Below are 15,402 nucleotides of genomic sequence, written 5' to 3' on the forward strand. Positions count from 1 at the left end.
GCCCCTCATTGCGCTGCCGGGCATTTCTCCCCGTATAGTGAGAAAGAACGCCATCGCCAATGATTTCGCCAATTGTCACCGTCGCAGTATGGGCGGCGAGGCTGATGCCATCTCCCTTCACCCTCGCTATACGGGAGAAGGTGCCGGCAGGCGGATGAGGGGCAGCGCAGACCGACGATTTTGCACAAAGAAAAAGGCGGGAACTTCCCGCCTTTTCTGTGTCTGTGGTGTCGCCTCAATCAGTGCAAACGGCCGCTCGCATGGGCCAGCATGGTGTAGACCTTGCCGGTGTCCGACGTCAGGTAGGTCTGCGCCATGATGTTGTCGCGGTCGTTGCGCGAGACGTCCTTGAGCAGCTTCTCGAAATCGTCGCAGTAGCGGTCGACGGCGGCGCGGAACTCCGCCTCGGCCTGATATTTGCGGCGGATTTCGTCAAAGGTCTGCTGGCCCTTGAGCGTGTAGAGGCGGCGCGTGAACACGTCACGCTCGCCGCGCCGGTAGCGGTTCCACAGCTCGATCGAGGCGTCGTGGTCGATCGCCCGGGCAATATCGACCGAGAGCGAGTTGAGCGACTCCATGACATGCAGCGGCGAGCGCTGGACGGGAGTTGCGCGCGGTGCTTCCGCGGGCGCTGCCGGCCTGGCGACTTCCTCCTCGCGCGATGCCCCGGTCAGGAGATCGCGCACCCAGCCGCCTTGCGGCGTGCGGGCGTTGGCGTCGCGCTGGCGCGGTGCTTCGGCAGGGCGTTCGATATCGAGCGTGCCACGCAGGCCGCCGAGCGGCGCCTGCGGAGCAGGGCGCTCCGGCTGTGGCGCCGGCGGCGGGCGGCGTACCGGCTCGGCCGGGCGCTGCACTGGCGCCTGCGGCGCCGGGCGCAGGGCGCGCGGTTCGGCATTGTCGCCGCCGCGTCCCGATTTCGCAACGATATCCGAAAGTTCCTTGAGCGCGTTGATCTGCTCGGCAACGGCACGGCGGATCGCCGAGGTCGATTCCTTGGCCTCTTCCGGCATCTCGATGACGCCCTTCTTGAGCTCGGCGCGGGTGAGGTCGAGCTCGCTCTTGATCGAGCTTGCGGTGCGCCGCATCTCCTCGGTCGCATCGGCGAACCGGCTGGTTGCCGAATCGACCACTTCCGTTATGGCGATGCGGATCTTGTCGGCTGATGCCAGCGTCTTGCCTTCGGCATTCTGCATCGTCTGGCCGACAAGGTTTTCGAACGAACGCATCACCTTCTCGAGGTCTTCCGACTTCTTGACTAGGCCGACGGCGAGATCTTCGAGCGACGATTGCCGCTCAAGCGTGTGCTCCAGATTGCTCTGCGCCGAGCTCAACAGATCCGAAGCCGAGGACAGCAAGCGGCTGTGCTCGTCGAACTTGGTGGCGATCGAGGCCACTTCGCGCAGGGTCGACGACGACAATTCGGTAAGCCGCGTCGTGTTCGAATCGACCAGGCGTGCCGAGCTGGCGAAGGTCTGCGCGGCCTTTTCGGTGGTTGCCGCGAAGCTTTGCGTGCTGCCGCTCAGACGTTCGTCAACCTGGCCGAGGTTGATCGCCGCCTGTTCGATCAGCTCACCAAGCTGCGAGCTGGAGACGCTCATGCGGCCGATGAGGTCGGCGACGCTATCGGCGAGCGACGAGCGCGCGCCTTCGACGGCCGACAGCGTTTCGGCGGTGCGGCTGGCGAGCGCGTTGACGAGGGCGGCATTTTCGCTGCGCAGCTTCTCGGTCGCGCGTTCGGTGACCTCTTCCATGCTCTTTTGCAGTTCCGAGCCGCCCTGGGCGAAGCGCTCGACCAGCGGCCGCGCGGTTTCGTCCAGGATCTTCGCCATCTCGGCCGAACGCGCCGCCAGCATCGTGTTGAGCTCGCGGGTATTGGTGCCGATTGTCTTGGCAGCGTCGTTGGTGCTTTGGCCGATGTGCTGGCCGACCGCGGTAAAAGTCTCCGCAATCGTGTTGGCGCGCGAGATCAGCTGAGCTTCTGCGCTGGAAACCTGCTCGTTGAGCTTCTGGCCCATCGTCTCCGTCGTATAAAGAAGGCGGTTCTCGACGCTGGCGACCTGTTCCTCGACGCGCGAAGCTGCGGACGCAACGCTCGCGGCCAGCCGCTCGTCGGCGCCGGCAAGAGCCTGCTCCATCTCGCGGGCGTGGACGGCAAGTTCCTGGCCGGTCTGGCGTGCGCGTTCGGCAACACGCTGCTCGGTGCTGGCGAAGGCACCGACGATGTTGTTGGCATGCTCGCCGATCGTCGACGTGGAGTCGGCGATGCGCGACACCAGGCGGTGATCGGCCTCGTCGAAGATGCGGCTGATCTCGGTGGCGCGTGCCGACAGCGCGTCCGAACCCTCGGCAATGCGCGAGATCAGCTGCTGGTCGGCGGCGTCGAAGATGCGGCCAAGGTCCGAGGCGCGGGCGGCCAGCGCTTCGGCGGATTCGCCGATGCGCATGCTCAGCCGCTGGTCGGCGCCCTCGAAGTTACGCAGGATGTCGCCGGCGCGGTCGGCCAACGACTGCGCCGTCTCGACCGCGCGGGCGACCAGCTTCTGGTCGGCGGCGTCGAACGTGCCGGCGATCTCGCCGGCGCGGGCAGCCAGCCGTCCGGCCGTTTCTTCGGCGCGGGCGAGCAGCGAGTTCGACGTCTCGTCATGCCGGGCAAGCAGCACGCTCGTTGTGTCCTCGGCGCGGGCAAGCAAGGCGTTCGTCGTATCCTCTGCGCGCGCAATCAGGGCGCTCGATGTGTCCTCGGCACGGGCGTGCAGACGGCGATCCGCGTCCTCGAAGGTCCGGGCGATGTCCTCGGCCCGGGCCAAAAGGGCGGCCGAGGTCTGCTCGGCACGCTCGGCGATCTTGCGGTCGGCGTCGCTGAAGGCAGCACCGGCCTGTTCGTGCAGCGCGCTGGTGACTTCCATCACCTTCTCACGGAGCGCGCCGGCAACGAAGACGGCGCTCTTTTCAAGCACGCTGCGGACATTGTCGACACCCACCGACAACGCGCGCTCCATGGTTCCGGCGCGCTCTTCGATGATGCCGGTCTGCTTGCTGAAGGCCTGCTCGATTTTCTCGACATCGGCAGCGATTGCCGCCGAGATATCGGTGCTTCTGCCGGCAATCTGGTCGATATGGCCCGACAGAGAGCGGTCGACGTCCTTGCGTATGTCGGCGAGCTTTGCCAGATCGTCTTCCAGCGCCTGGGTCAACATGTTGCGGCCTTCGGCCAGCTTGCCGACATGGCCGGCGATGATGTCGTCAACCTCACCGCGGCTTGCCGACAGCTTCTGCAGGTCGGCTTCCAGCGCACGTTTCAGGATGTCTCGGCCCTCGGCCAGCTTCTCGACCTGGCCTGCGACCAGTCCGTCGATGCTCGACCGGCTCTCGGCCAGCTTGGCGAGGTCGTCCTCGAGAGCCTTCGACAGCGTCGCGCGATCCCGGACGAGCTTGTCGCTGTGACCCTCGATCAGGCTGTTGACATTTTCCAAATCCGCTTCCAGCACCCGTGCGAACTCGCCACGGTTTTCGCTCAGCTTCTGCGACTGGTCGGCAATGGCGCTCCTGATCGCATTGAGATCGGCTTCGAGCGCCCGTGTGAGGATGTCTCGGCCCTCGGCGAGCTTCTCGACCTGTCCGGCGACCAGCCCATCGATGTTGGAGCGGCTCTCCGCCAGCTTGGCGATGTCGTCTTCCAGTGCCTTTGAGAGCGCCGAACGGTCCTGGACGAGCCTGTTTTGATGATCGGCCATGATGCCGCTGACATTGTGCAAATCGTCCTGAAGCGCCTGGGATAGCGTCGAACGATCCTGGACAAGCCGGCTCGAGTGGTCGGTGATCAGGCTGTTCACATTCTGAAGGTCATCCTTAAGCGCCTGGGATAGCGTCGAACGATCCTGAACAAGCCGGTTCGAGTGGTCGGCGATCAGGCTGTTCACATTCTGCAGATCGGCCTCCAGTGCCCTGGAAAGCTGACCGCGCTCTTCCGCCACCTTGTCGGAATGACCCGCGATGGCGCCCTTGATGGTGTTGAGGTCGGCTTCGAGCGCGCGCTTGAGGATATCGCGGCCCTCGGCCAGCTTCTCGACCTGGCCGGCGACCAGCCCGTCGATGCTCGACCGGCTCTCGGCGAGCTTGGCGAGGTCGGCCTCGAGCGTCTGTGACAACAGGCCACGATCGTCGGCAAGCCGGCTCGAATGGTCGGAGAGCAGGCCTCTGATGCCGGACAGGTCGTTCTCCAGCGCCTTGCTGAGTTCGGTGCGATCCTCGGCCAGTTTCGCAGAGTGGCTCTCGATCACGCCCTTGATGCCGATAATGTCGTTTTCGAGCGCCTTGGTCAGGATGGCGCGGCCTTCGGCGATCTTTTCAACCTGGCCGGCGACCAGCCCGTCAATCGAGGCGCGGCTGTCGGCGAGCTTGCCGAGATCGGCTTCCAGGGCGCGCGACAGAATGTTGCGGCCTTCGGCCAGCTTACCGACATGCCCGGCGACCATTTCGTCAATGATCGTACGGGCTTGCACAAGTTTTCCGGAGTCTTCATGCAAAGCCTGGTTGAGCCGGTTGCGGCCTTCTTCAAGCCGCTCGAGATGGCTGCCCAGCGACGCGTCGATGGCGGCGCGCGACTCGTTGACCTTGCGCAGATCCTCTTCCAGGGCGCGCGAGATCAGGTTGCGGCCTTCGGCCAGCTTCTGCACCTGGTTCGTTACGGCCGCATCGATGCCGGCGCGGCCCTCGGCGAACTTCGCCAGGTCCGCCTGCATGGCAGCCGCCATGCGTTCGCGGCTTTCGGACAGCTTGCGGCTGTGGTTTTCGACGGCGTCCTCGATGCCGACACGGGCATCGGCAAGACGCTGGATGTCGGTGTCGAATGAGCGCGACACGACATGGCGGGCGGCTTCCATCCGGCCGGCGAAATCGCTGGCGCGGGCTTCGAGCATCGACGAGGTCGACGAGACGATGTCGGCCATGTCGGCGCCGATCTGGGTCTTGCCCTGATCGATCATGGCCGACAAATGATCCTTGCTCTCGGCAAAGGTGTGGGCGATCTCGCGGGCGCGCTCGACCAGCGTTTCGTTGATCTGGCGGGCGCGCGCCTCGAGCGCGGCGTTGAGCTTCTGCGTGCCGGTATCGAGTGCTTCGGCGCGGGTCTGAAATTCGCTGATCAGCGCCTGGCCGCGCTCGGCCAGCGTCCGCTCGATGCCGTTCAGGCTGGACTCGAATTCCGAGCTCAGGGTGCGGGCGGCGCCGCCGAGCAGCGACACCATACCGGTGGTGCGGTCGTCGAGCAGGTCGGTCAGCGACCGGGTCAGGCCGTCTGTGGTGTCCGTCAGCTTGGCGATGCGGGTGTCGAGCAGCGAAGCAAAGGCTTCGCCCGACGTCGACAGCCTGTCGGTGATTGAATCCAGCCGGGTTTCGACGGAATCGAAGATCGACATCGAGCTTTCATTGATGCGGTCGATCAGTGTGTCGCCGGAATTCGTGATCGTCATCGACAGCTTGGTCGACGCGTTGAGGATAGAGTCGCGAATAATGTCGGAGGCGGCGCCGATCTCGTCCTTCAGCGTTTCATGCGCGCCGGTGATCGAGGCGCGCACGCGCTCGGCATGAGTGACGACGGCTTCGCGCTCGCTGCCCAGCCCGTCGACCAGCGACCGGATGCGCGATTCATTCTCCGAATAGGAGCGTTCGATCTGGTTGACCTCGCTGTGGACCAGAGTTTCGAGCTCGACGGCGCGCGCCAGCGTGCGCTCGATGCCTTCGCCCATCGCCGCCACTTCACGGCGAACGGCCTGGCCGATCATCATCACGCGGTCTTGGGCGAGGTTTTCCGGCTCCGCCAAGCGGAAAGCCACCTCCGTCATCGATTGCGCGGCAATGCGCATTTCCTGCGCGCGGCGGATCATCGCCGCGAAGGCCCAAAACAGGACGACCGGTATGATTGCCGCGATCGCCAGGCCGATCAGTTCAGGGCGGGCCAGGATTTGATCGAACGTACGAATTTTCCAGATGCTGGGGCCAAACAGCAGATTGGCGAGGCCGCCGGCGCCGGCGATCCAGGCCAGCGACACGAACGCCACGACCCAATAGATCGTGCTAGACGCGCGCCGGTTGAGGCTGTGCAGCAGCGTCTTGTAATCTTTCTGGCGGTCATCGTTTGCCGGCTTGAAGCCGGCTGGCTGCGCGCTGTTGCGCGATTCGACCGGGCGCAGCTCGGCGGGCTTGGCTGCCGGCTTCGCACTCTGGTTTTGTTGGACGGGCGCGTTTTGAGCGGGGGCGGGCTTCTGGGGGCGGCCTTCGCGCGCCAGTTCGTCCGCGGCCTGCGATATCTGCGCTTCCAGATCTTCCATCGACGCCGCGATATCGAGATCGCCGCTGCCGTCTCCGCTGAGATCGAGGTCTAGTGCCTTTTCGAGTTCCCTGGCTACGTCGCTGTCGAGAGTTCTGGTCGTCGTTGGTTTCTTCGCCATGCCTTCGCTACCCTGTACTAGCTGCCGAGGGACTTCTTATTTTTGCCTGATTCTGGCTCGTCTTATCCCACGCAGGAGGCTGAAAATGGACCTTCGTATCGTAATGACACACAGGGGTAAAGAAAACATGCATTCCGCGAGATACGTAAAACTTTAAATATAAGGTTAACGACAACGTGATCTAACCGCCTCAACGGCAACAATTTTCCAGCCCATTCATTAACGCGTTGGCGACGGAAATCGCCTAGTTTTTTCGGCGATCGGCACAAGGAGTTTCAAATTGGTACGCGGTGAAAGCGGCATTGCCTTCTCAATGCCGGGCGGCGATGCGTCGGGACCGGCCCGTTCGCGCCCAGTGGATCTGGCCCATCTGGCCCGTCAGACAATGGGCGATCGCGCCCTCGAACAGGAGGTATTGGCGCTGTTCGTACAGCAGGCGCTTTCCGTCCGCGACAGAATAGTCGATGCCGATGTCAGGGAGCGACTGCTTCTGGCGCATGGGCTGAAAGGTTCGGCGCGCGGGGTCGGCGCCTTTGCCATCGCCGACTGCGCCACCTCGATCGAACAGCAGCCGGAAGATGCGCGCATCCTCAAGCGCCTCGGCACCCTGATCGAGGAAGTGCGCGATTTCATCGCCGCCATCAGCCGGTAATGGCTGCCGCTCGGCAGCGGCCACCGGGATGAATCGACGGGGCCAGGGCGTGCTTTGGCCAGCTTTCCGAAAAAACGTCACAAAGCGGCGCTTTCGCGCCGCAGTTGACTTGTCCGGTGGAGTGATTATCTCGGCTGGGACTCCCTTCAGGTGATAAATGACCAAGCTGACCTTCATTGCCCATGACGGCACTCCTTTCGATGTCGAGGCCGAAAACGGCTCGACCGTCATGGAGAATGCGATCCGTAGCGCGGTGCCGGGCATCGAGGCAGAATGCGGCGGCGCCTGCGCCTGCGCGACCTGCCATGTCTATGTCGACGAAGCCTGGACGGCCGAGGTCGGCGAGCCGGAGGCGATGGAAGAGGACATGCTGGACTTCGCCTATGACGTCCAGCCGAACTCGCGGCTGTCCTGCCAAATCAAGGTGCGCGACGCGCTTGACGGCCTGGTCGTGCGCGTGCCGGCTCGCCAGGGTTGATCTCCCGTACCATCTGATTTTTCCCGCCGCCGCTTGGCAGCGGGCCAATGCTCATGCAGTCTCGCGCCAGTTTCGCCCCAGTCTGACAATGAGGCTCGCCTGGCATGACCGATGTAATCAAGACGGACGCACTCATCGTCGGGGCGGGTCCGGTCGGCCTGTTCGCCGTGTTCGAACTTGGCCTCTTCGACATGAAGTGCCATCTGATCGACATCCTCGACCGACCGGGTGGCCAATGCGCCGAACTCTATCCGGAAAAGCCGATCTACGACATTCCAGGCTGGCCATCGATCTCGGCGCAAGGCCTGGTCGACAGACTGCTCGAGCAGATTCACCCGTTCAAGCCGGATTTTACCTTCAACCGCATGGTCTCCAGCCTGGAAAAGCTTGACGACGGCTCATTTCGGGTCACCACCGACGAGAACGAGGTGTTCGAAGCCAAGGTGGTGGTGATCGCCGCCGGTGGCGGCTCGTTCCAGCCCAAACGGCCGCCCATTCCCGGCATCGAGGCCTATGAGGGCAGGAGCGTCTTCTATTCGGTGCGCCGTATGGAGGAATTCCGCGGCCACGACCTCGTCATCGTCGGCGGCGGCGATTCCGCACTCGACTGGACGCTGAACCTGCAGCCGGTGGCAAAAAGCGTGACACTGGTCCACCGGCGCGCGGAATTCAGGGCGGCGCCCGACAGCGTCAACAAGATGTATGCCATGCAGGAGATGAAGCAGCTGGAGTTCCGGGTCGGCCAGGTGAGCGGCCTGACCGGCGCCGACGGCGAGCTGGCCTCTGCTATCATCAAGGGCGGGCCTGACGGCGACATCGAGGTGCCGTGCACGCGCATGCTGCCGTTCTTCGGCCTGACCATGAAGCTCGGCCCGATCGCCGAATGGGGGCTCAACCTTCATGAGAACCTCATCCCGGTCGATACCGAGAAATTCCAGACTTCGGTGCCAGGCATCTTTGCCGTCGGCGACATCAACTGGTACCCAGGCAAGCTGAAGCTGATCCTGTCGGGTTTTCACGAGGTGGCGCTGATGGCGCAGGCCGCCAAGCGCATCATCAGCCCCGGTGAGCGCATCGTCTTCCAGTACACGACGTCGTCGACCAGCCTGCAGAAGAAGCTCGGCGTCGTGGAGTAGGTCCTACAGCGCTTTCCGGATCACTCCACCAGAACGACCGGCGCCTCGGCCTCGTCGCGGCCGCGCAGTGACTTCTCCGGCATCAGCGCCAGCGTCATCAGCGCCAGCACGAGCGTGACGGCCGCGGCAAGGAAGATCATCATGAAGGGCGTCGCCGAGACGATCTGTCCGGCAGCCGGCGCGCCTTCGCCGGCAAGCGGCAGGCCATAGCCGAGCGCGACGGCGCCAAGCATGGCGACGCCGAGCGCGCTGCCCAGCGAACGCAGGAAGGTCAGCACGCCGGTGGCAACGCCGAGATGCGCGCGATCGACGGCGTTCTGCACCGATACGGTGGCGACCGGGAAGGTGGTGCCGCTTCCAAGGCCGATGCAGATGGTCAAGAGCTCGACCACCAGCAGCGAGGCGCGGCCGGCGACCAGGCTGAGCACGCCAAGACAGATAATGGCGAAGAGAACGCCGACCATGGCGATACGCTTGTAGTGGAAGAAGCGCGGTATCGTGCGGCCGCTGAACGTCGCGCCGGCGACCGTTCCGAGCAGCAGGCCGAGCATGGCAAGGCCCGACTGGCTGACCGACAGGCCGATGATCGACTGCAGATAGACCGGCAGGTACACCGACAGGCCGATATTGGCGGCCTGCAGCAGGAACATCGACGCCGTGCCGGCAAGCACGATCGGATTGCTCAGCACTTCAAGCGAAATCAGCGGCTCGGCCGCACGCATCAGCCTGAGCGCGAACGCACCCCAGAAGACCGCCGAACAGGCCAGCAGGCCGACGATCTCGCGCGAGGCCCATGGATAGGCGCTGCCGCCCCAGTTGAGGGCCAAAAGCAGCAATGCCGTCGCCACCACCAGAAGCAGCGCGCCCAGCGCGTCGATGCGATGCCGCTTTGCGGCGACCGGCAGTTTGCGCAGCGGCTTGTTGATGATGGCCATGGCCAAGATGCCGAGCGGGATATTGATCCAGAAGATCAGCGACCAATGCAGATGTTCGGCAAATCCGCCGCCGAGCAAAGGCCCGGCGATGCTGGCGACCGCCCAGGTGCCCGAAATCCAGGCGGCATAACGCGCGCGTTCGCGCGGCGGCACCAGGTCGCCGATGACGATCTGCGCCAGGGCGAACAGGCCGCCGCCGCCCGCACCCTGGATCGCCCGGCCGACAACCAACACGAACATGTTGGGGGCCATGGCGCTGACCAGCGATCCCAGAAGGAAGATCAGGATCGCCGCATAGACGGTCGGCCGGCGGCCATAGACGTCGGAAATCTTGCCGTAGAGCGGCGCCATGGCCGTCGCCGTCAGGAGATAGCCGGTCACGATCCACGGCAGGTAGTCGGCATGGCCGAGCGAACGGCCGATGGTCGGCATGGCCGGCGCGACGATTGTCTGGTCGAGCGCCGCCAGCAGCATCGACAAAAGGATGCCGGCGATGATGACGTTCTTCTCGCTTTCCGTCAGCGGCGCGGCGGGCGCCACCCCGTCCGGCTTGTCGACAGCCTGGTCCATATCAGTTCATCCATAACGTTCGAGAGCGATTGCGCGGCGCCAAATGGCCGCTCCGCTACACGCCGCCTCAATTGGTCTTGATCTGGTGTTTCGAAGCTCGCGCCTTGCCAGCCTGACATATCTTGCGAGCCTGACATATGTCGTCCCGTATAGGCCGATTTCGACCTATGCCCGAAAATATTCTGGGGCTGGCCTCATGTTTCGGCAGAATTGGCTTGGTATCAGTCCGTGTTTCAGCCGGGCGGAAGCTGGCCGTTCTCGACGCGCTGCATGCGGTAGCGCAGCAGCCGCAGGATGCGGCTTTCGAAATTCACGCCTTCCACGCGGTCGAAGCGCAATTGGTCCTGGTCATGCCTGGCGAGTTCGGCCGCGGTGATCTGCGCCGCCTTCGCCTTGGCCCCGGCGCAGGTCTTTTGCGCAAAGCTCGCGTTCAGCGCGTCTTCGAGCAGACGGCCGTGGTTCTTGGCGATCTCGACATGACGCTCCTCATGGCGCTTGATGTCGGCCGACAGCGTGTCCCAGAACAGCCTGACATCGGGATCGGCCTTGCGCGGCCTGCGCCACTCCGGAAGGATGACCTTGACCTTGACGGTAACGGCGGCCTTGGCGATGCGGCAGGTGTCTGCGGTTTGCGCGTAGCTGATGCGGGTGGTGAACGCCATCTGGGTGGCGCCTGGATGCCGCATCCCGGTGCTTTTCACCTCGGGTCCATGCTTCGACAATTGCGTCTCGATGTCATCGAGCGTGCTGCCGCCGATGGCAAAATAGCTGTAAGTCTTCACCAGATTGGCAGCATTCGCCGGCAGGACGGTCAAAGCCAGCATCAGGGCGCAGAGCAGGGGTCGTTTCATCATGTTGCCTCTTCACTCACCTTGCTTTACGGCCGTTGCCGGCGCAACGGAATTGATCTTCCACCGATCACGCATCGTTGATGGATTGCAAGCGCTCGATGAGCCACATGCCAATGAGCCACATGCCAATGAGACACATGGTTGAAGGACAATGACGACAAGGCGATGGCAACTGGCGCATAAGTGCCATCTTGACCTTGGCGAGAAAGCCATTGTGGTCGGCATTCTCAACGTCACGCCGGACAGTTTTTCCGACGGCGGGCTGTTCATCACGCCTGATCAGGCTGTGGCTCAGGCGCACCGCATGGTCGAAGAGGGGGCCGCCGTCATCGACATCGGCGGGGAATCCACGCGCCCTGGCGCATCGCCCGTAACTGCTGAAGAAGAGCAGGGCCGCATCCTGCCGGTGATCGCAGCACTCGCCGTTTCAGGCGAAGCCCTGGTATCGGTCGACACCTATCGCGAGGAAACCGCGCGCCTCGCCGTCGCCGCCGGTGCGCATATCGTCAATGATGTCTGGGGCTTGCAGCGCGAACCGGGCATCGCCCGCGTCGCCGCCGAGACCGGCGCCGGACTGGTCATCATGCATACCGGGCGCGAGCGGCAAAAACTGCCCGACGTCATCGCCGACCAGTTTTTGTTCCTCAAGGCTTCGCTGGAAATCGCCAGGCGCAGCGGCGTTGCGGACGATCATATCGTACTCGATGCCGGCTTCGGCTTCGCCAAGGAGACGGCTGAGGAAAACCTCGACCTGATGGCGCGGTTTTCCGAGCTTAAGGAGCTCGGTTTTCCCTTGATGGCCGGCACCTCCAGAAAACGCTTCATCGGCACCGTCACCGGCCGCGAAGCCGGCGCGCGCGCCGCCGGGACGGCAGCCACCAGTGTCATCCTGAGGCTGAAGGGCGCCGATCTGTTTCGCGTTCACGATGTCGCAATCAACATGGACGCACTGGCCGTCGCCGATGCTATGCTGGCGCGTGAAAAGCCAGGACGCTGAGCCCAGGACACCAAGAAATGCCAGGACACTAAGAAATGTACGTCATCCGCATGAAGAACTGCGCCTTCTTTGCCCGGCACGGCGTGCTGGACGAGGAAGAGGCGCTTGGCCAGCGTTTTTATGTCGATGCCGAGTTGACGGTCGAGCCCAGCCGCCCACTGGAGGATGATTCCATCGAGGACACCGTCAATTACGGCATCGCCTTCACGGTGATTGAAAAGATCGTCACTGGACATCGCCGTTTCCTGATCGAGGCGCTGGCGCTCGAAGTGGCGAAGGCGCTGACTTCACGGTTTCCGCAGATCAGGAAGGCCGAGATCACCGTGCGCAAGCCCAACGCACCGGTGCCCGGCGTGCTCGATTACGTCGAGGTGACCGTTGTCTGGCCAGAGTAGCAAAAACACGGTCTATCTCAGCCTTGGTGGCAATCTCGGCGATCCCTCGGCCTCGATGGCCACGGCGCTGCGCCTGCTGGACGCCGACGAGAACACGCGTGTCATCGCCGTCTCCTCGCTCTATCGCACGCCGCCCTGGGGCAAGCTCGACCAGCCGGATTTCCTCAACGCCGCTGCCGAAATCTCGACCGCGCTGGCGCCAAGGGCGCTGCTCGACCTCTGCCTCGAGGCCGAGCGCAAGCTGAAGCGGGTGCGCGAGGAGCGCTGGGGTCCGCGCCTGATCGACATCGACATATTGGTGTTCGGCGACCGCATCATCCACGAAACCGGGCTGGAAGTGCCGCATCCCCGGATGCTGGAGCGCGCCTTCGTTCTGGCGCCCCTGGCCGAGATCGCGCCGGATCTGGCGGTGGGCGGCAGGAGCGTGAGCGCGCGGCTCAGCGCCGTCGATACATCAGGCATAGAGCGACTGGCATCCGGCCGCGACTGGTGGCTGGGTTAACCGGAAAATCCGCCGCCATCGAGAAATGCCTGTTCGTCCGCCGTCGTCTCGCGGCCAAGCATCTTGTTCCTGTGCGGAAAGCGGCCGAAACGCTCGATGATGTCGCGATGCTCGATGGCGTATTTCACATACTCCGGCGCCCTGGCGGTGGTGAGCTCGACCGATCTGTCCTGGTCGGCGGGCAGTTCCGAATGTTCGTAGGGCAGGTACAGGAAGACGCGCAGGTTTTCTTCCAGCGCAAGGTCGTGGCCGGCAGCGATCGCCTTGGCGGCAAAATACCGCGCCAGCGGATCGGTGGCGTACATATGGCCTGAGCCGCGAAAGCAGTTGCGCGGAAACTGGTCAAGCAGGATCATCAGCGCCAGCGAACCCTCGGCATGCTCCGACCATGCGTCGCACTCGCGCCGCGCGGCGGCAAAGTGCAGGTCGAGAAACCTGCTGCGGAAATTCGCGTCGAAGGCGTCGTTCTTCTCGAACCACGCGTCTTCGCCGGCCTCGCGCCAGAATTTTGTGACGGCGAGCGCGCGCTCATCCAATGCGGTCATCAGCTTTCCCCCTGATCGGCGGGCTCCGGCTTGTGCAGCACGCCGGCCGTCTCTTCGTTCAGAGCCTGGCCGGGCCGGCGCGGTTGCGTCAGCGGCGTCGGGATCGGCGTGCCGGTATTGCCCCTGAGGAAACGTTGCCCGGCGCGGACGCCTTCGGCCAGCTGCGTCTCCAGTCGGGCATTGTCGCGCCGTCGCACATCCTCGATGACATCGGCGACATCTTCCGGCTCGACGCCCAAAACCTCGAGCGCGGAACCGCCGAAGACCAGGGCCGATTCGAAGGTCTCGCGCAGCTGGAAGTCGACCCCGGCGCGGATGAGCGACAGCGCGGTGCCGCGATCGAAGGCACGCGCCAGGACAGTCAGCAGCGGGAACTCCGCCTTGATCAGTTCCGCCATGCGCACGGCGGCGTCCGGCTTGTCGACGCAGATCAGCACGGCGCGGGCGCGGCCTGCACCTGCGGCGCGCAGAATGTCGAGCCGCGTGCCGTCGCCATAATAGACCTTGAAGCCGAAATCGGCGGCCGCCTGGATCATTTCGACATCATTGTCGATGATCGACACGTCGATGCCGCGCAACAAAAGCGGCTGGCTGGCGATCTGGCCGAAACGGCCGAAGCCGATGACCAGCACACTGCCGGTAAGGCCGTCGGCGATGTCGACGCCTTCAAGCGACTGCTCGTCGCGCGGCGTCACATATTTGAGCGCAATGATGGCCAGCGGCGTCAGCACCATGGAGATGATGATGATCGCGGTCAGCGTTGCGTTGGCCCGGCTGTCGATGATGCCAACCGCCGCCGCGGCCGAATAGAGGACGAAGGCGAATTCGCCGCCTTGCGCCATGATCACGGCGCGTTCCAGCGCTTCACGATGACCGCTGTTCAGCAAGCGGGCGACGAGGTAGATGCCGAGCGCATTCATCGCCATGTAGGCGACGACATAGACGGCGATCAGCCGCCAGTTGTCGGCCACCACATGCAGGTCGAGCGACATGCCGACGGCGAGGAAGAACAGGCCAAGCAGGATGCCGCGGAATGGCTCGACGTCGGCCTCCAGCTGGTGGCGGAAAGTCGATTCCGACAACAGCACGCCGGCCAGGAACGCGCCCATCGCCATCGACAGGCCGGAAAGCTGCATGACCAGCGCCGACCCCAGCACGACCAGAAGTGCTGCCGCCGTCATCACCTCGCGCGCCTTGGCGTCGGCCAGGATGCGGAAGAACGGATTGAGCAGATAGCGGCCGGCCACCACCAGCCCGACGATGGCGCCAAGACCGATGCCGATTTCGGCCAGCCTCTGCTGCAGGGTCATCTCGGCGCCGCCCGGCGCCAGGAAGGCGACCAGCGCCAGAAGCGGCACGATTGCCAGATCCTCGAGCAGCAGGATGGATACGATGCGCTGGCCCTTGGGGCTGGCCATCTCGCCACGCTCTTCCAGAAGCTGCATGACGATCGCCGTCGAGGTCAGCACGAAGCCGGCACCGGCAACGAAGGATTGCGCGATCGGAAAGCCGCCGGCGAGACCAACACCGGTAAGCAGCAATGCGCAGACGCCGACCTGCAGCGCGCCGAGGCCGAAAATCTCGCGGCGCAGGCCCCATAGCCGCGACGGCTGCATCTCCAGCCCGATGATAAACAGGAACATGACCACGCCGAGTTCGGCGACATGCAGGATGGCTTCCGATTCGGAAAAAATGCCAATACCGAACGGGCCGATGACCACGCCCGCGGCGAGATAGCCGAGGATCGAGCCCAGCCCCATGCGTTTGAAGATCGGAACGGCGACGACGCCTGCGGCAAGCAGCGCCACCACCTGAATGAGATCGCTGCCCGATGCTTCCGCTGCCATGCCTCTTGTCCCTGTGTCCGACAGCACTCCTTGCATGCACTGGGA

Annotated in this window: 11 protein-coding genes; 6 read left to right on the forward strand and 5 right to left on the reverse strand. The window is 64.0% G+C overall.

What is annotated here, in order from left to right:
* Positions 1–239: 239 nt before the first annotated feature.
* On the reverse strand, positions 240–6,449 hold the full coding sequence (locus tag ACYG97_RS07670; RefSeq protein WP_352916659.1) for a kinesin: 6,210 nt from the start codon (positions 6,447–6,449) through the stop codon (positions 240–242).
* Between the two features lie 313 nt (positions 6,450–6,762).
* On the opposite strand from ACYG97_RS07670, the gene ACYG97_RS07675 reads away from it, so the two are divergent.
* From ACYG97_RS07675 to ACYG97_RS07685, 3 genes are all read left to right on the forward strand, one after another.
* Positions 6,763–7,101 carry an Hpt domain-containing protein gene (locus ACYG97_RS07675; protein WP_023688665.1) on the forward strand — a complete coding sequence of 113 codons (339 nt, stop codon included), beginning with the start codon at positions 6,763–6,765 and terminating at the stop codon, positions 7,099–7,101.
* A gap of 157 nt (positions 7,102–7,258) precedes the next feature.
* Complete coding sequence (locus ACYG97_RS07680) at positions 7,259–7,579, forward strand: 2Fe-2S iron-sulfur cluster-binding protein (RefSeq protein ID WP_023673507.1); 321 nt, start codon at positions 7,259–7,261, stop codon at positions 7,577–7,579.
* A gap of 104 nt (positions 7,580–7,683) precedes the next feature.
* On the forward strand, positions 7,684–8,715 hold the full coding sequence (locus ACYG97_RS07685; protein ID WP_023734295.1) for an NAD(P)/FAD-dependent oxidoreductase: 1,032 nt from the start codon (positions 7,684–7,686) through the stop codon (positions 8,713–8,715).
* Between the two features lie 20 nt (positions 8,716–8,735).
* On the opposite strand, the gene ACYG97_RS07690 is transcribed toward ACYG97_RS07685, so the two are convergent.
* The gene (locus ACYG97_RS07690; RefSeq protein ID WP_023734296.1) at positions 8,736–10,220 is read right to left on the reverse strand and encodes an MDR family MFS transporter; all 1,485 of its coding nucleotides are present in this window, start codon (positions 10,218–10,220) and stop codon (positions 8,736–8,738) included.
* A 233-nt stretch (positions 10,221–10,453) separates the two neighbouring features.
* Entirely contained in the window at positions 10,454–11,074 is a 621-nt protein-coding gene (locus ACYG97_RS07695) for a DUF922 domain-containing Zn-dependent protease (RefSeq protein WP_023728091.1), read from the reverse strand.
* A gap of 148 nt (positions 11,075–11,222) precedes the next feature.
* Here ACYG97_RS07695 and folP point away from each other — a divergent pair, with 148 nt between their 5' ends.
* From folP to folK, 3 genes are read left to right on the forward strand one after another with little or no spacing between them, the layout of a single operon-like run.
* Positions 11,223–12,068 carry a dihydropteroate synthase gene (gene folP, locus ACYG97_RS07700; protein WP_023734297.1) on the forward strand — a complete coding sequence of 282 codons (846 nt, stop codon included), beginning with the start codon at positions 11,223–11,225 and terminating at the stop codon, positions 12,066–12,068.
* 35 nt (positions 12,069–12,103) lie between these two features.
* Positions 12,104–12,463, forward strand: a complete 360-nt coding sequence (folB, locus tag ACYG97_RS07705) for a dihydroneopterin aldolase (protein WP_023673502.1) — start codon at positions 12,104–12,106, stop codon at positions 12,461–12,463.
* Positions 12,447–12,965, forward strand: a complete 519-nt coding sequence (gene folK, locus ACYG97_RS07710) for a 2-amino-4-hydroxy-6-hydroxymethyldihydropteridine diphosphokinase (RefSeq protein WP_023734298.1) — start codon at positions 12,447–12,449, stop codon at positions 12,963–12,965. The genes folB and folK overlap by 17 nt, the downstream gene beginning before the upstream one ends.
* Here folK and ACYG97_RS07715 read toward each other — a convergent pair.
* Both ACYG97_RS07715 and ACYG97_RS07720 read right to left on the reverse strand, forming a co-directional pair.
* On the reverse strand, positions 12,962–13,510 hold the full coding sequence (locus ACYG97_RS07715; RefSeq protein ID WP_031204189.1) for a DUF924 family protein: 549 nt from the start codon (positions 13,508–13,510) through the stop codon (positions 12,962–12,964). The genes folK and ACYG97_RS07715 overlap by 4 nt on opposite strands.
* Positions 13,510–15,357: a monovalent cation:proton antiporter-2 (CPA2) family protein gene (locus ACYG97_RS07720; RefSeq protein ID WP_023734300.1), complete on the reverse strand. Its 1,848-nt coding sequence runs from the start codon at positions 15,355–15,357 to the stop codon at positions 13,510–13,512. Before ACYG97_RS07720 ends, ACYG97_RS07715 begins: the two co-directional genes overlap by 1 nt.
* Between the last annotated feature and the right edge of the window lie 45 nt (positions 15,358–15,402).

This window comes from Mesorhizobium sp. W067, from assembly GCF_054719525.1.